This window comes from Sphingomonas faeni (assembly GCF_024273235.1).
GTDB classification, from domain to species: Bacteria; Pseudomonadota; Alphaproteobacteria; order Sphingomonadales; family Sphingomonadaceae; genus Sphingomonas; species Sphingomonas faeni_A.
Genome location: NZ_JANBVH010000010.1, coordinates 94,888 through 110,619, shown reverse-complemented (window position 1 = coordinate 110,619; position 15,732 = coordinate 94,888). Strand labels below are relative to the sequence as shown.

Genomic DNA, 15,732 nt, shown 5'->3' with positions numbered 1-15,732 from the left:
AAAGGCCGATCTTGCAGGTGATGAGGACGATCGCTTTTCTGGTGACGACCGCCGCCGCCCTGCCGGGCTGCATCAGCGTGTCGGCCCCCGACAAGCCGATCGAGATCAACCTCAACATCAATGTGACGCAGGAAGTGGTCTATCGTCTCGATGGCGAGGCGAAGTCGCTGATCCAGCAGAATCCGGGGATATTCTAAGATGAAAAAGGTCATTGTCATGATTGCCGCCGCCGCGGTTCTCGGCGGCCTTTCGGTGGCGGCGTCCGCGCAGCGCGATCCGGCCTATGCCGCGGCGCGTGCCGGCGGCGAGGTTGGCGAGCAGCCCGACGGGTATCTGGGTCTGGTCGGCGCGGCGAGCGCGGACCTTCGCGCGCTGGTCAACAACATCAATATCCAGCGCAAGTCGGCATATACGCAAAAGGCGCAGGCGAGCGGCGCGACGGTCGAGCAGCTGGCGTTCACCAGCGGCTGCAACCTGATTGCCGCGACCAACCCCGGCGAGAAGTACAAGACGCCCAACGGGGTGTGGAAGACGCGTACGGCCGGGGCACCGGAGCGCGATTCGCGCTGCGTTTGAGCTCCCGTCATGCCGGGCTCGTTCCGGCATCCACGGTTCCGCGGACTCGATAGTCGTGACTGTGCGGAACCGTGGACCCCGGAACAAGCCCGGGGTGACGAAGACGGGAGCGTCCGCCGCCCCTCACCGTCACCCCAGCGAAAGCTGGGGTCTCGTGCGGCAAGGGTGCGCTCCATTACGGGGATACCCCAGCTTTCGCTGGGGTGACGGAATTGGGAGCGGGTGACGGCTGGGAGCGGGTGACGGCTGGGGGTGGGTAGGCTGCTTGGGATCCGTGACACCAGCCAACCGGCCGACCCACCCCCGACCCCTCCCTTCCAGGGAGGGGGGAAGAAGTCGGCTTTCGCCGGAATGACGAAGAGCGTGGCCATAGCGACGGTCCGTTCAAAAATCCTCCCCCGCAAGGGGGAGGTGGCTGGCTCTTGCCAGACGGAGGGGGCGGCAGGCGAAACGATCGCTCCGTGTCCGCCCCCTCCGTCACCTGCGGCGACACCTCCCCCTGGCGGGGGAGGATCGAACGGCCCCCATTGATGACGCCCGTGTCACACCGGTTGACTTGCACCCCCCCCTTTTCTAAACGGACCGCGCCTTGGCGGGATCGCTCGTCGCTGCTTGCTTCCTCCCCGATGCGAAATCAGGTGGAGGAACGTGCGTGGCGGAGATCGAACCCGGACAGGACCCCCAGGGTGTTGACGATCCGCGACTTTCCGCGCTCGATGAGCGATTGAGAGAGGTCAAGGCTCGGGAAACACTGAAAAAGGGGCAGAAGGGGGCGGACGCCGAGCGGGGTTACTCGCAAGGCAATCGCGTCATTTCCGCCCTGATCGGGAGTCTCGTCGGCAGTGCGCTGATCGGATGGTTGATTGACCATTGGTTCGGCACTGGCCCTTGGGGACTGATCGTGCTGCTGTTCCTTGGGATAGCGGTCGCGTTCAGGCAGATCATTCGAATTTCAGGCGAACGCCCGGAGTAACCGGGCGTTTGTCGTATCAAGACGGCAGGGATTCCACGTGGCGGCAGAACAGGGCGGCAAGATCGATCCGATGCACCAGTTCCTGATCGAGCCGGCGTTCGGCTCGCACTGGATCGTAGGGGGCTATGACCTGTCGTTCACCAACTCCGCATTGTGGATGGTGGTGACGCTGGTCGCGCTTTGGGCGTTCATGATCGGTGGCATGAAGCGCGAGCTCGTGCCCGGTCGCTGGCAGATGGCGGTCGAGGGCTTCACCGGCTTCATCTCGGGCATGCTCGAGCAGAATGTCGGCCCCGGCGGCAAGCGCTTCGTGCCCTATGTCTTCTCGCTGTTCATGTTCATCCTGTTCGCGAACATCATCGGCCTGCTGCCGTTCGGCATCGTCCCCGGCGTGCATCCGTTCACCGTGACCAGCCATATGACCGTCACCGGCGTGCTGGCGCTGATCAGCTTCGCGATCGTGCTGCTCGTCGGCTTCGGCAAGCACGGCTTCCACTTCTTCTCGCTGTTCGTGCCGAGCGGCACGCCGGCGCTGATGATCCCGCTGATCTTCGTGGTCGAGCTGATGTCGTTCCTGGTACGTCCGTTCTCGCTCGGCCTGCGACTGTTCGTGGCGATGACCGCGGGCCATATCCTGCTCAAGGTGCTGGCCGCGTTCGTGATCAACGGTCTGAACCTCGGCGGGATGTATATTGGCCTGGTGACCGCGCCGAGCATGCTGCTGATGATCGGCATCACGCTGCTCGAGCTGCTGGTCGCCGCGATCCAGGCCTATGTGTTCGCGTTGCTGACGTCGGTCTATCTGAACGACGCCGTCAATCTTCACTAAGTTTTCCATTACCTAACTGATTTTCAAAGGGAATTTACCATGGACGCACAAGCAGCAAAGATGATCGGTGCCGGCCTCGCAGCGATCGGCATGGGCCTCGCAGCCCTCGGCGTGGGCAACGTGTTCGCACAGTTCCTCGCCGGCGCTCTGCGCAACCCGGGCGCAGCCGACAGCCAGCAGGGCCGTCTGTTCATCGGTTTCGCAGCAGCCGAGCTTCTCGGTCTGCTCGCCTTCGTCACCATGATCATCCTGGTGTTCGTCGCCTAACCACTCGGTGATTTGGCCGGGCAACCGCGCCCGGCCGGATTAACGCAGGACAGACCAATGCCCCAGATTGCCCAGATAGCCGCCACCTACGCCTCGCAGATCTTCTGGCTGCTCCTCACCTTCGGCATCCTGTATTTCGGGATCGGCAAGGGAATGGTGCCAAAGATCGTGTCCAATGTGGACTCGCGCGAAGGCAAGATCGCCGGCGATCTGGCGGCGGCGGTCGCTGCCCGTGCGCAGGCCGATACGGTGCAGGCGAACTGGCAGGCCGAAATGGACGCGGCGCGTACCGCGGCGCAGGCCGAAACCGCTGCCGCTGCGAAGCGTGCGGCGACGGCGTTCGAGCAGCAGGTCCATGCGGCCGACGTCGAACTCGCCGAGCGTCTGGGTCATCACGATCTGGCGGTCGCGAACGCGAAGGCCGAGGCACTCGCGAACCTTCAGGGTGTCGCCGCCGAGGCAGCACAGCAATTGGCCGCCAAGGTCGCCGGGCTCCAGGTCAGCCTGGACGCGGCGAGCGACGCGGTACGCAGGACGACGGCGCATGGCTAATCCAGATTCGGCCGCAAAGGTCATCCACGAAGAGGGCATGGCGCCCGAGGGTGCGATCGACAACCAGGGTATCCAGGGCCACACGACCGCGCCCGGTGGCGTCGAGCATGTCGCCGATCCGACCGCGCTCGGCCTGACCTCGACCGGCTGGGTCGCGGTGGCGATGATCGTCGTGATCCTGCTGATGATCTGGAAGAAGGTTCCAGGGATGATCGGCAAGATGCTTGACACGCGCATCGCCGGCATCCGCACGCAGCTCGACGAAGCCAAGGCGCTGCGCGCCGAAGCCGAGGCGATCCGCACCGAATACGAGGCGAAGGCCAAGACCGCGCACGTCGAAGCCGAAGCGATGAAGGCCCACGCGCATCACGAAGCCGCGGCGATCATCGCCAAGGCGAAGGCTGGCGCCGAGGACCTGATGGCCCGTCGGGCAAAGATGGCCGAGGACAAGATCGCCGCCGCCGAACGCGCCGCGATCGCCGAAGTCCGCGCGCGGGCCGCGGATGCTGCGGCCAAGGCTGCCGGTATCCTGATCGCCGAGCACCACGACGCCGCCGCCGACCGCGCGATGGTCGATCGCTCGATCTCGGGCCTCGCCCGCCTGAACTAAGCGCCGCTGACGCATGATACTGTTCCCCCGCGAAGGCGGGGGTCCAGGGTTGCGGGCGTTATCCTATGAGATCCTGGACCCCCGCCTCCGCGGGGGAACGGTAAAGCGCTTGGTGCGCTAAAGCCCATCAAATCGACGGCCGTCTCTTCCCGGGTTTCCGGCGGCCGAGTCTCCAATCTGAGCCCGTTGGAGAACACTCATGTCCTGGCTCATCCTCGCGGTCGCCGTCGTCACCGAAATCTGCTGGGCGCTCAGCCTAAAATGGGCGGCCACGATCGCCACGTGGCAGGCCTCCAGCGTCCCGATCGTCCTCAGCTTCGTCAACATGGGCCTGCTCGCGCTCGCGATGCGCGGCCTCCCCGCCGGCACCGCCTACGCGATCTGGACCGGTGCGGGCGCGATCGGCGTCATCATTGGCGGCGTGATCCTGTTCGGCGACAAGGTCAGCGGCATCCAGGCCTGCTTCATGGCGCTCACCGTAGCCGGGATCGTCGGCACGAAGATCTTCGCGCAAGCCTGACGCTGAACGCGCTTCGGTCGATCTTTCGCGCGCAACTCGCCGGCTTCAGGCGCCGACCCCACGCTCATGCGCCCAAACCACCGCGGCGCTGCGGCGGTTGACGCCGATCTTGGCGTAGAGCCGCGCGACATGGTTGCGCACCGTGTTGCGCGACAGATCGAGCCGGTCCGCGATCGCCGCGTCGTCCAGATCCTGGCAGATCAGCTCGAGCACCTCGCGCTCGCGCTTGCTGAGGTCGGCCACCGGCGCGCTCGCACCTGCGTTGGTCCGCGGGTTCCGTAGCGTGGCCAGCTTGTCCATGATCGATCGGCTGAGCCAGTTGGCATCCTTCATCACCGCGTCGATCGCCTCGACCAGTTCGAGTTCGCCGCGCCTGCGGGCGGAGATGTCCTGGTACAGCCACAGCACGCACGGATCGCCGTCGATGCTGACGCGCTCGGCGGAGACCAGGCAGTCGAGCGGCTCGCCGTTCCGGTGGAGCAACTGGACGTCGAGCCCGCGAAACCCGCCCTTATCGCGGATCTCGGTCTCCAGCCCCTGCCGCTGCGCCGCGTCGTTCCACAGTTGGAGATCGTCCGCGACCCGGTCGATCACCGCGTCCTCCGCATACCCGGTCAGCGCCTTGAACGCCGCATTGACCTGGACGATGCGGTTGTCCTCGCCCCGCGTCACGACCATCGCGACCGGCGCCATCTCGAATACCGAGGCGAAGTGCCGCTCGCTCGCCTTCAGCGCATGCTCGGCACGACGCCTGGGTTCGAGGTCGGCGAAGGTGAACAGCACGCAGTCCTGGTTGGCGACCTCGATCGGCTGGCCGGCGAGGATGACCAGCGTCGTATCGCCGTTCGCCAGCGGCAGCTCGGCTTCGAGTTGCGGCACCGTCTGGCCGTTAACGACTCGGTCCTTGACGAACGCCTTGCGCTCGACCTGTGCGAGAAAGTCGAGATCGAACAGCGTCTTGCCGATGATCTGCTCGTGGCCATAGCCAGACAGGTCGAGAAAGCCCTGGTTGACGAGCACATAGCGCTGGTCGGAGACACGAATGATCAGCGCCGGCGCGGGGTTCGCGTGGAACATCGCCTCGAACCGGTCCTCGGCATCGAACCGTTCGGACACGTCGTTGATGACCAGCCCCAGGCAATCGGGTTCGCCGCCATCCTCGTCCATGACGATGTCGCGCACCTGGTGCACCCAGCGCGGCTCGTCGGCATCGACCGGCGCGACCTCGACGATCAGGTCGGGGAAACTCTCGCCCCCGAGCAGCCGCATCAGCGGATATTCGCGCCGCGGCAAGGTACGCCGGTTGCGGTAGCGCAGCCGGAACCGCGTGGCATAATCGTCCGCGGTCTCGCCCAGATCCTCGACCGCGCGAACGCCGTGCATCTTGAGCGCGGCGGGGTTGGCGCTGAGGATGATCCCGGTCGGATCCATCAGGATCACGCCCTCCAACAGCCCGGTCATGAGCTGTTCCAGATGGTGCAGGGTGGGCGCGTGCAGTGACTTGCCGGAGGTTTTCGTCATGCGCGTTCAGCGCCGGACCAAGGCCTCCGGTTCCGCAAGCGCTGGCATAAAATACCAATACCCCCGGTACTTGTGCACCAATCCCAAAATCCGTGAGGCGCGCCGGAACTGAACGGAATGCGCACCATGTCGGTTGATGCTCCAGTACCATTATCCACCAGGAGCCATATCATGAACCTCATCATCCTTCTTGTCGTCGGCGGACTCATCGGCTGGGTCGCCAGCATGATCATGCGGACCGACGCGCAGCAGGGCGTTGTCCTCAACGTCGTCGTCGGCATCGTCGGTGCATTGCTCGCCGGCTTCCTGATCACCCCGCTGATCGGTGGCGCATCGATCATGGACGGCGCGCTCAACATCCAGTCGATCCTGATCTCGCTGGTCGGCGCGGTGATCCTGCTCGCGATCGTCAACATGTTTCGCCGCGGCTCGGTTCGCTGAGCGGACGGGGAGGCGGCGCGATACTCGTGCCGCCTCCCGCATGACGACCAAGACCAGAAACGCAGGAGAGTATCATGACCGTTCGAACCCTCATGGCCTGTGGTGCGATGCTGCTCGCCTCCAGCGCCGTCGCGCAGACCGCGACGCACACTGGCGCGCACAATCCCGCCGTGAAGAGTACCACCGCCGCGCCTGTCGCCGCGCCCGCCAACGGTGCCAACTCCTTCACCCAGGATCAGGCCCGCGGACGGTTGACCAAGGCCGGCTATCGCAACGTCTCGGCGCTGACCAAGGACAAGGATGGCGTTTGGCGGGGGACGGGGATCCGCGCCGGCAAGACGGTCCGTGTCGGGCTGGATTACAAGGGCAACGTCACGGCGCGTTGAACCCGACCATTACGGCCAGCCCGATCATTAGGAGAGAGACGATGACCAAGACCCTTACCCGCCTGTACGACGACTATGCCGATGCGACCGCGGCGCTGCACGACCTGGAGCGCCTGGGCGTACCGCACGACTCGATCAGCATCGTCGCCAACAACGCCGATGGGGCGCATGGCGACGGCACCACGACTCTCGGTGACGTCAACGACCACGGCGACGTCAGCCGCGGCGTATCGACCGGCGCGGCGGTCGGCGGCGTCGGCGGGCTGCTCGCCGGGCTCGGCCTGCTGGCGATTCCCGGCCTCGGCCCCATCGTCGCCGCGGGCTGGCTCGCCTCGACCGTGGTCGGCGCCGGGATCGGTGCCGCAGGGGGTGCCGCGACCGGCACGATCGTCGGCGCACTCAAGGACGCCGGTCACAGCGATGACGAGGCGCATGTCTATTCGGAAGGCGTCCGCCGCGGCGGCACGCTGCTCAGCGCGCGCGTCGACGATGCGCTGGCGATCGATGCCGAAGCCGTGCTCGACCGCAACCGCTCGGTCGATACGAAGGCCCGTGGCGCGGCATACCGCCAGGACGGCTGGAACGGCTTCGACGAAGCGGCCCCCTTGTACACGCGGGACGAAGTGGCGACCGAACGGAACCGCTACCGGTCCACGACCGACACGACGGCCTACTGAGAACCGGCAAATATCGTGGCGGCCTGTTTCCCGACAGGCCGCCATTTTGCTGCCGTCCAAACAGAGTATGGCGGCCGCGATCGGATCCGGGAAACCGCTCCAGTCTGCCGCTAGCCAGCCGCTCTGGGGTGACGCCGGGGCCAGTGTCCTCTAGGTCGGCGCCATGGCTGGGCTTTTCGATCGTATGATGCCGGCGAAGCGCTGGACTTCGTCGCGCTATCGCGCCCTGCTGCGCGCGCGCGGGCCACGCTCGGTCCAGTTCCGGACCCGCGCCGCGATCCTGACCGGCGCGATCCTGATCGGGGTCGTCGCGACGATGTTCGCCGAAGCGGCGGACTGGGCGGCGTCGGTCTTCGCCGGCTACGCACGGACCTGGCACTGGCTGCCGCTGCTGACGACACCGCTCATTTTCATGGCGCTGGTCTGGCTGACCCGCCGATATGCGCCCTTCGCGCGAGGGTCCGGGATCCCGCAAGTGATCGCCGCGCAGGCCGACCCCAACGAAGCGACCCGCACGCTGATCTCGCCCCGGACCGTTATCGCCAAGGCGGTGTTGACGATCGGCGCCGTGCTGGGCGGCGCATCGGTCGGACGCGAAGGACCGACCGTACAGCTCGCCGCCGCGGTAATGGGCGCGACGCACCGCCTGGTTCGTGTTCCGCTAAGGGGGGGCGTGCTGATCGCCGGTGGCGCGGCAGGCGTCGCTGCGGCGTTCAATACGCCGCTTGCCGGGTTGCTGTTCGCGATCGAGGAACTGGCATCCGCCTACGAGCAGCGCGTGACGTTGCTGGTGCTCGCCGCCATCGTCATCGCCGGGATGGTCGCGCAGTCGGTGCAGGGCGACTACATCTATTTTGGCGCGATCGGCGCGCACATGCCGTTGCTGTCGGCGTTGCTGGCGGCGCCGGTCGCGGGGATCGCCGGCGGCATGGCGGGCGGCCTGTTCTCGCGCACGCTGCTGGCGATGGCGCTCGGCCGCAACCGCGTGACCAGCTGGACCCGCGCGAACCCGGTGAAGTTCGCGGGCGCATGCGGCGTCGTCGTCGCGGTGCTCGGCGTGTTCACGGGCCTGACCTGGGGCACCGGCTATTCCGCCGCGCGGGCGATGATCGTCGGCGTCGATGCGCCGCTGTGGTTCGGTCCCGCCAAGTTCGTCGCGACCGCGGCGACCGCGATCGCTGGGTTGCCCGGCGGGATCTTCGCGCCGTCGCTCGCGGTCGGTGCTGGCGTCGGCAACCTGCTCCGCGAAGTCTTTCCCGGCGAACCCGCGAGTGCGATCGTGATCCTCGGCATGGTCGCCTATTTCGCCGGAGTCGTCCGCGCGCCACTCACCGCGGTGATCATCCTGTCGGAGACGACCGCCAGCCGGGGGCTGATGCTGCCGATGTTCGCCACCGCCTTCATCGCCGACGCCGCCAGCCAGTGGGTGTGCCGTGAAAAGCTCTACCACGGCCTGTCGACGACGTTCGCGATGCCGGGCGTCTCCAAGAGCAACTAGCGCCGCTGACGCCCCGACAGGCCGGGCAATTCGACGCGTCAGACCCGCAGATAGCGGTAATACCACACCTCGTGGCCCTGCCGCCGCGCCTTGCGCTCGTATCGTGTCTCGGGCCAGTCGTCGGGGCGGGTCAGGAAGTCGTGCGGCGTCTTTGCCTGCCATTCGAAGTCGCGGCGCGCGTTCATGATCATCATCGACCAGCGACAATAAGTGGGGTCGTCGGTGCCGAGCCGGAATTCCGCGCCGGGTTTCAGCTTGGCGGCGATCGTGTCGAGTGGACCGTGATTGACCATGCGGCGCTTGGCGTGGCGCGCCTTCCGCCACGGATCGGGGTGCAGCAGATACAGCCGATCGAGGCTCGCGTCGGGCAGGCGCTCGATCACCTCCAGCGCATCGCCCATGTGTAGCCGCACGTTGGTCAGTTCGCCGTCGCGGATATGCGCGAGCGCGCCGACCACGCCGTTGAGGAATGGCTCGCAACCGATGAAGCCGACGTTCGGGCTCATGGCGGCTTGCCCAGCCAGATGCTCGCCCGCGCCGAAGCCGATCTCGACGTGCAGCGGGCGGTCATCGCCGAACAGCGTCATTGCGTCGATCGGGCCCTCTTCCGGCACGGACAGATCGGCGAGCGTTTCCTCGACGAGCGCGGCTTGGCCGAGGCGCAGCTTGTGGCCCTGGCGACGGCCATAGAGGCGGCGGATAACAGAAGGATCGTTCATCGCCGCGTGCCCTAGCGGTGCGGGGCGCCGGAGCAAAGTCCCCCGACAGCCGTTGCATGTCCGTAATGGCCCAACCACACCCCTCCGCATCGCCCGATTCTCCCGAATCAAAAGAGGACGACATCGACGCGCTGAAGGCCGCCGATGCCAAGGACCTCCACCAAGCCGTGCGCGAGGAGGGTGAGGACGAACTCGACCGACCGATCTCGTCGCTGTTCTTCTCCGGGCTCGCGGCCGGCATGGCGATCGCCAGTTCGCTGATCGCCGAGGGTGCGCTGCACGCGGCGATTCCCGATACGCCGTGGCGATCGGTTGTCGTGTCGCTCGGCTACCCGATCGGGTTTCTCGTCGTGGTCCTCGGCCGGATGCAGCTGTTCACCGAGAGCACGATCACGGCGATGTTGCCATTGGTGACCAAGCCGTCGGGCTGGGCATTGCGGCGTACCTTGCGGCTCTGGAGCGTCGTGCTGGGTGCCAACCTGATCGGGACCGCGCTGGCCGGCGGGATGATCGCGGCGGGCCTGTTGGGCGGCAGCGAGCTTCGCACCGCGATGATCGAGGTGTCGATGGGAATCACCGAACTCTCGCCGGGCGCGACGTTCGTCAACGCGATGCCGGCCGGGTTCATGATCGCGATCCTCGCCTGGTCGCTGCCGAATGCGCGCGAACAGTCGTTCCTCGTGATCTTCGCGGTCACCTATGTGGTCGCGATCGGCGCGTTCAGCCACTCGATCGTCGGATCGGTGGAGGCGTGGCTGCTGCTGTTTGCGGGTAAGGTCGGCGTCGGCGAGGCGATCGGCGGCCTGATGCTGCCGGCGATCCTCGGCAACTTGCTGGGCGGTGCGGGGTTGTTCGCGCTGTTGGCGCATGCACAAGTGCGCGGCGAGATGAGCAGCCACAAACCGGGCCGGGAGACACGTTGATGGGCGATATCGAACAGGCGGCGAAGTCCGTCGAGAAGGCGGATCGCGCCATGACGCACAAGGCGGCCGCGCACCGCGACACGCCGATCGTCAAGGCGACCGGTTTCTTGGCCGAGATCGGCGACCAGCCCCAGCTCGTCGCGACCTCGCTCGGCACGGTCGTGATCGGGCTGGTCGCGCGTCGGCCCGACATGATCCGCGGCGGCGTGCGGATGTTCGCGGCGCATGCAGCGGCCACCTTCGTCAAATCGGCGATCAAGAGTTCGATCGACCGCACGCGCCCCGAAAAGGCGATCGAGGACGGCAAGGCGCGGTTCGAGCCCGGCGACAGCGACGATCACGCGCAGACCTCGTTCCCGTCCGGCCACACCGCCGGTGCGGTCGCGGTCGCGCGGGCGGTATCGCGCGATATCGACGGGGCAGGCGCACCGGCCGCGCTGGTCACCGGCGTAGTCGCGGCGGCGCAACCGCTCAACGGCAAGCATTACCTCTCCGACCTCGTCGTCGGCGCCGCGGTCGGCTGGATCGCGGAGGCGCTCGTCAGCGCGGTATTCGACCGGGTCGCGCCGGTGATCGAAAACGCCGCGGTGGAAAAACTGCCGCTGCTCGACGCTCCCGCTACCGCCTGATTAACCCGGATTTTTTCGTTCGAAGCGGCTGCGCATGGAACCGTTACGAGCCCGTGACGGTTTGCGACCTCGTCATAACAGGGAAGTCCGTATCATGAAGAAACTCGCCATCGCCACGCTGATCGCCGCCATCGCACTCCCGCTCGCGGCGTGCGGCGGCAAGGGCGACGACAAGCTTGGCAGCCAGGTCGAGGCCGCCGGCGAGAACCGCGCCGACGCACTCGAAGCAGCCGCGGACAATCTCGAAGATCGTGCCGAAGCCGTTCGCGACAACGCCGAGCGCCAGTCGGACGCGATTGACGATGCCGACGTGAATGCACAGGCGATGCCGCAGGCGCAGAAGGACGCACTGGTCAACGGCAGCGAAAAGCTCCGCTGATCGTCTAGGCGCACACCGCGCTAGCGTCAGGACCGCCCTTCGGTACACACCGGGGGGCGGTTTTGACGTTTTGAATGGCTAGATTCTAACGGCCCGGCTCGACCGGTCGATACAAGAGGGACACGGCAATGATCGACAGGCGTCGACTGGAAACGGGGGGCTTCATCACCTTTCTGGTGGCGATCACGATTGCCTTATGCGTGGTCGTGTCGTCGTTCGCGGCGGCGCTACTGTGGAGCGCGCTGGCGGCGATCCTGTTCCAGTCGCTGTATCAGTGGCTGCTCAAGCGCTGGCCCGACCGGCGCAATTTCGCCGCGGCGCTGACGCTGCTGATCATCTTCGTCGCGGTAATCGTGCCGACGCTGTTCATCGGCAGCCTGGTGATCGACCAGTCCGCCTCGGTCTATGCCAAGCTGCAAAGCGGGCAGATCAACTTCGGCGCGTATTTCCAGCAGATCCACGACGCGCTGCCCAACCGGATCCAGGGCGCGCTCGACAAGGCCGGGCTCAACAGCTTCGAACAGGCACAGTCGCGCGTGTCGACCATCCTCGGCAACAGCGTCCGCTCGATCGCCGGGCAGGCTCTGTCGATCGGCCGCAATGCGGCTGCGTTCCTGCTGTCGTTCGGCGTCGGGCTGTACGTGACCTTCTTCCTGCTCCGCGATGGCGACAAGGTCGGGCCGGCGATCCGCCGCACGCTGCCGTTCGAGCATTCGGTGGCGGAGAAACTCGTCGACAAATTCGTCGCGGTGGTGCGTGCGACGATCAAGGGATCGGTGATCGTCGGCCTCGTCCAGGGCGCGCTCGGCGGCCTGACGTTCTGGATCGTCGGCGTACCCGCTGCCTTGCTGTGGGGCTTGCTGATGGCGCTGACGTCGCTGCTGCCGGCAGTCGGACCGGCGATCGTGTGGGTGCCGGTCGCGGTGTATTTGCTGGCGACGGGCGCGATCTGGCAGGGTGTGGTGGTGATCGTCTCGGGCGTGGTGGTGATCGGCCTCGCCGACAACATCCTGCGTCCGATCCTGGTCGGCCGCGATACGGGAATCCCGGATTACGTCGTGCTGGTGACGACGCTCGGCGGGATCGAACTCATCGGCCTGAGCGGTATCGTCGTCGGTCCGCTGGTCGCCGCGCTGTTCCTGACCGCGTGGCAGATCCTGACGGAGCAGCGGCACGCCCAGCCGATCGGAAGCCTCGAAGAGTGATCAACTCGTTCTCCTGCGAACGCAGGAGCCCAGGATACCAAGCGCAACGATCGTGACCCTGGACTCCTGCGTTCGCAGGAGAACAAACAAAAAAGCCTCCCGCGGACCGGTCCGCGGGAGGCTCCTTTACAACTTCAAACCCGTCGCTATCAGGCGACCGCAGCCTTCAGCGCATCGACCAGGTCGGTCTTCTCCCAGGTGAACGTGTCACCCTGCGGCTCGCGACCGAAATGCCCGTACGCCGCCGTCTTCTTGTAGATCGGCGCGTTGAGCTTCAGATGCTCGCGGATGCCCTTCGGCGTCAGGCGCACGAGCTGCGGCAGGACAGCCTCGAGCTTGGCTTCCTCGACGGTACCGGTGCCATGCGTGTCGACATAGACCGACAGCGGCTCGGCAATCCCGATCGCATAGCTCAGCTGGATCGTGCAGCGACGCGCAAGCCCCGCCGCAACCACGTTCTTCGCAAGATAGCGCGCGACATAGGCTGCCGAGCGATCGACCTTCGTCGGATCCTTGCCCGAGAACGCACCGCCGCCATGAGGCGCCGCGCCGCCGTACGTGTCGACGATGATCTTGCGCCCGGTAAGACCGGCGTCGCCATCGGGGCCACCGATCTCGAACTGGCCGGTCGGGTTGATGTAGATCTTCGTCTCGTCGGTGATGAAGCCGTCGGGCAGCACGTCCTTGAACACGCCCATCACGTAGTCGCGCAGCACCGCATATTTGGCGGGATCGGCGTTCTCGCCCTTCTCGCAATAACCCGGTGCATGCTGGGTCGAGACGACGAGGGCGGTCGCGCCGACCGGGACTTCGTTCTCGTACGACAGCGTGACTTGGCTCTTCGCGTCGGGCTCGAGGAACGGCGCGGCGCCCGAGTGACGGTCTTCGGCCATCCTGGCTAGGATCTTGTGGCTGTAGTACAGCGTCGCGGGCATCAGGCCGGGGGTCTCGTCGGTCGCGTAGCCGAACATGATGCCCTGGTCGCCGGCGCCCTCGTCCTTGTTGCCGCTCTCGTCCACGCCCATCGCGATGTGCGCGGACTGGCCGTGGAGATTGTTCTCGAAGCGGAACGTCGCCCAGTGGAAGCCCGACTGCGCATAGCCGATTTCCTTGACGGTCGCACGGACGGCGGCCTCGATCTCCTCGAGCACGCCCGGCGCCCACTGGTCGTTCTCGTAAATGCCCTTGCCGCGGATTTCACCGGCGAGGACGACGAGCTGCGTGGTGGTCAGCGTTTCGCAGGCGATCCGGGCCTGCGGGTCCTTGGCGAGGAACAGGTCGACGATCGTGTCGCTGATCTGGTCGGCGACCTTGTCGGGATGGCCTTCGGAGACAGATTCGGAAGTGAAGAGGAAAGACTTGCGCATGCGGGCCTCTTTGCCATGCTCCGGAGGGAGCGTCATATAAGGAAAGCTTTATATGACCCTAGCGCTGGCGACGGCGCAGGGCAACCGCGCTTGCTCGCAAGCGAACGCCTAAAGCGGTGAAGAGCATCAGAGCGGCAACGATCGCTGCCATCGCATTGCCGACGCGAGAGAACAGCGTGGGGGGCAGCGCGGAGGGCATCGGCTGCTCGATCGCACCGGCGGTCTCGTGCGGAACGGTCGCGACGAGGCGGCCATCGGCGGCGATGATCGCGGAGATACCCGTCGGCGTGGCGCGGAGGATCGGCAGCCCTTCCTCGATCGCGCGCATCCGGGCCTGGGCAAGATGCTGCGGCGGACCCCATTTGCCGAACCACGCATCGTTCGACGGATTGAACAGGATGCGGGGGCGGTGTGCACGATCCACGACCTCGCCCGAGAAAATGATCTCGTAGCAGATCTGCATCCCGATCGAACCGAAGCCCGGAAGCGTCAAGTTCGCAGGGCCCTTGCCCGAGGCGAAGTCGATATCGCCGGGTACGAGGCGGGCTAGACCGAGCGGCTTCAACAACCACGGCATCGGCAGATACTCGCCGTAAGGCACGAGGTGCGCCTTGTCGTACCGCCCCCGCAGCCGCGCCTGTGCGTCGAGCGCGAACACTGAATTGGCCGCGCTGGAGATCTCATCCTTGGCGTTGAACTCGAGCGCGGTGCCGCCGATCAGCAGGATGTCGTCGGGGCCCAGCAATCGCGCCATGCGGCGGCGAAGGTAGAGCGGGCTCGACCAGCCATAGGCGTAGAACGGATAGCCATCCTCCACGTAATCGCGGACGACGCCCTCGGGCCAGACGACCAGACGCGGGGTAGCGCCGCCCTGGCCGGACAGTTTCTCCAGCGCGGTGAGCACGCGCTCGCCGTCGGTCTCGCTGCGATCTTCCTGGCCGATGTCGGGCTGCACCACCCGGACCAGCGGCGTGCCGGGCGCTGGCGGCGGCGCATTGGTCCAGAGTGCGGACAGTGCCGCGAGGCTCAGCGCGGGAATGGCGACCGCTGGCAGAGTCCAGCGGCGGACGGCGAGCATCAGCAGCGCGCCCGCGGCGAGGATCGTCACGCCCGACAGCGCATACGTGCCAATCCATGCCGACAGCCGCGCGACGCCGATCGCGGGCAGCCAGACGACGCTCAGCGGGTCCCAGGCGTACCCGGTAAACAGCGTCGCCCGCAGCCACTCGGTCGCGATCCACGCCGCGCCGAGGACCAGCACGAAGGTCGCGTCGGGGCCGCTGGGCCGTCGTGCGATTCTCCAGGCGACGCCGGCCGCCAGCATAGTGAACAGCGCCAGATACAGCGCTAGCCCGACTGCCGCGAAATACCCCAGCACCGGCGGCATCGCGTCCTGGAAGTCGAACGCATGCTGGAACCAGTTGTTGTTGACGGTGAAATGCCCGACCCCGAACACCCACCCGCGCCACAGCGCCCCGCGCAAGGTCGGCGCATCGTGGACGAGCTTCATCCAGACGGCGAACGCGACGAGGGTGAATGGCCAGAGGTCGAGCGGGGCGAAGCCGGTGGCGGCGAGCGCGCCGAGGACGAGGCAGGCGAGGGCGGGGTAGCGGTTCACGGTCGCGCTATGGCTGTGCGCGCAGTCCAAGGCAAACCGTTG

20 protein-coding genes are annotated in these 15,732 nt (G+C 66.4%); 16 read left to right on the top strand and 4 right to left on the bottom strand.

The window, feature by feature from the left end; all coding sequences use genetic code 11:
- The first annotated feature begins 20 nt into the window (after positions 1 to 20).
- The 8 genes from NLI89_RS07620 (at position 21) to NLI89_RS07585 (ending at position 4,327) form a co-directional block, all read left to right on the top strand.
- Entirely contained in the window at positions 21 to 197 is a 177-nt protein-coding gene (locus NLI89_RS07620; protein ID WP_128455299.1) for a YnbE family lipoprotein, read from the top strand.
- 1 nt (position 198) lies between these two features.
- Positions 199 to 576, top strand: a complete 378-nt coding sequence (locus NLI89_RS07615) for a YdbL family protein (protein ID WP_187504810.1) — start codon at positions 199 to 201, stop codon at positions 574 to 576.
- A gap of 652 nt (positions 577 to 1,228) precedes the next feature.
- Positions 1,229 to 1,549, top strand: a complete 321-nt coding sequence (locus NLI89_RS07610; protein ID WP_254686477.1) for an AtpZ/AtpI family protein — start codon at positions 1,229 to 1,231, stop codon at positions 1,547 to 1,549.
- A gap of 70 nt (positions 1,550 to 1,619) precedes the next feature.
- Entirely contained in the window at positions 1,620 to 2,378 is a 759-nt protein-coding gene (locus NLI89_RS07605; RefSeq protein WP_060527334.1) for a F0F1 ATP synthase subunit A, read from the top strand.
- A 39-nt stretch (positions 2,379 to 2,417) separates the two neighbouring features.
- Complete coding sequence (locus NLI89_RS07600) at positions 2,418 to 2,645, top strand: F0F1 ATP synthase subunit C (RefSeq protein ID WP_055873230.1); 228 nt, start codon at positions 2,418 to 2,420, stop codon at positions 2,643 to 2,645.
- A 57-nt stretch (positions 2,646 to 2,702) separates the two neighbouring features.
- Entirely contained in the window at positions 2,703 to 3,197 is a 495-nt protein-coding gene (locus NLI89_RS07595) for a F0F1 ATP synthase subunit B family protein (protein ID WP_254686476.1), read from the top strand.
- Between the two features lie 37 nt (positions 3,198 to 3,234).
- Positions 3,235 to 3,807: a F0F1 ATP synthase subunit B family protein gene (locus tag NLI89_RS07590; RefSeq protein ID WP_439144492.1), complete on the top strand. Its 573-nt coding sequence runs from the start codon at positions 3,235 to 3,237 to the stop codon at positions 3,805 to 3,807.
- Positions 3,808 to 4,006: 199 nt separating this feature from the next.
- A complete protein-coding gene (locus NLI89_RS07585; RefSeq protein WP_254686474.1) occupies positions 4,007 to 4,327 on the top strand; it encodes a DMT family transporter in 321 nt (106 codons plus the stop codon).
- A gap of 45 nt (positions 4,328 to 4,372) precedes the next feature.
- Here the strand turns inward: NLI89_RS07585 and NLI89_RS07575 are convergent, their stop codons facing one another.
- Positions 4,373 to 5,848: a helix-turn-helix transcriptional regulator gene (locus tag NLI89_RS07575; RefSeq protein ID WP_302675660.1), complete on the bottom strand. Its 1,476-nt coding sequence runs from the start codon at positions 5,846 to 5,848 to the stop codon at positions 4,373 to 4,375.
- Between the two features lie 171 nt (positions 5,849 to 6,019).
- Here NLI89_RS07575 and NLI89_RS07570 point away from each other — a divergent pair, with 171 nt between their 5' ends.
- From NLI89_RS07570 to NLI89_RS07555, 4 genes are all read left to right on the top strand, one after another.
- Positions 6,020 to 6,289 carry a GlsB/YeaQ/YmgE family stress response membrane protein gene (locus NLI89_RS07570; RefSeq protein ID WP_254686473.1) on the top strand — a complete coding sequence of 90 codons (270 nt, stop codon included), beginning with the start codon at positions 6,020 to 6,022 and terminating at the stop codon, positions 6,287 to 6,289.
- A gap of 74 nt (positions 6,290 to 6,363) precedes the next feature.
- Positions 6,364 to 6,675 carry a hypothetical protein gene (locus NLI89_RS07565; protein WP_254686472.1) on the top strand — a complete coding sequence of 104 codons (312 nt, stop codon included), beginning with the start codon at positions 6,364 to 6,366 and terminating at the stop codon, positions 6,673 to 6,675.
- 41 nt (positions 6,676 to 6,716) lie between these two features.
- Entirely contained in the window at positions 6,717 to 7,352 is a 636-nt protein-coding gene (locus tag NLI89_RS07560; protein ID WP_254686471.1) for a hypothetical protein, read from the top strand.
- A 163-nt stretch (positions 7,353 to 7,515) separates the two neighbouring features.
- On the top strand, positions 7,516 to 8,850 hold the full coding sequence (locus NLI89_RS07555; RefSeq protein WP_254686470.1) for a chloride channel protein: 1,335 nt from the start codon (positions 7,516 to 7,518) through the stop codon (positions 8,848 to 8,850).
- 38 nt (positions 8,851 to 8,888) lie between these two features.
- Here the strand turns inward: NLI89_RS07555 and trmB are convergent, their stop codons facing one another.
- A complete protein-coding gene (gene trmB / locus NLI89_RS07550) occupies positions 8,889 to 9,569 on the bottom strand; it encodes a tRNA (guanine(46)-N(7))-methyltransferase TrmB (protein WP_254686469.1) in 681 nt (226 codons plus the stop codon).
- 65 nt (positions 9,570 to 9,634) lie between these two features.
- Between trmB and NLI89_RS07545 the strand changes: the two genes are divergently transcribed.
- From NLI89_RS07545 to NLI89_RS07530, 4 genes are all read left to right on the top strand, one after another.
- Complete coding sequence (locus NLI89_RS07545; RefSeq protein WP_254686468.1) at positions 9,635 to 10,492, top strand: formate/nitrite transporter family protein; 858 nt, start codon at positions 9,635 to 9,637, stop codon at positions 10,490 to 10,492.
- A complete protein-coding gene (locus NLI89_RS07540) occupies positions 10,492 to 11,121 on the top strand; it encodes a phosphatase PAP2 family protein (protein ID WP_254686467.1) in 630 nt (209 codons plus the stop codon). The genes NLI89_RS07545 and NLI89_RS07540 overlap by 1 nt, the downstream gene beginning before the upstream one ends.
- A 94-nt stretch (positions 11,122 to 11,215) precedes the next feature.
- On the top strand, positions 11,216 to 11,500 hold the full coding sequence (locus NLI89_RS07535; protein ID WP_254686466.1) for a hypothetical protein: 285 nt from the start codon (positions 11,216 to 11,218) through the stop codon (positions 11,498 to 11,500).
- Between the two features lie 128 nt (positions 11,501 to 11,628).
- On the top strand, positions 11,629 to 12,705 hold the full coding sequence (locus tag NLI89_RS07530; protein ID WP_254686465.1) for an AI-2E family transporter: 1,077 nt from the start codon (positions 11,629 to 11,631) through the stop codon (positions 12,703 to 12,705).
- Between the two features lie 149 nt (positions 12,706 to 12,854).
- On the opposite strand, the gene metK is transcribed toward NLI89_RS07530, so the two are convergent.
- Entirely contained in the window at positions 12,855 to 14,072 is a 1,218-nt protein-coding gene (metK, locus tag NLI89_RS07525) for a methionine adenosyltransferase (protein WP_254686464.1), read from the bottom strand.
- A gap of 58 nt (positions 14,073 to 14,130) precedes the next feature.
- On the bottom strand, positions 14,131 to 15,690 hold the full coding sequence (lnt, locus tag NLI89_RS07520; protein WP_254686463.1) for an apolipoprotein N-acyltransferase: 1,560 nt from the start codon (positions 15,688 to 15,690) through the stop codon (positions 14,131 to 14,133).
- Between the last annotated feature and the right edge of the window lie 42 nt (positions 15,691 to 15,732).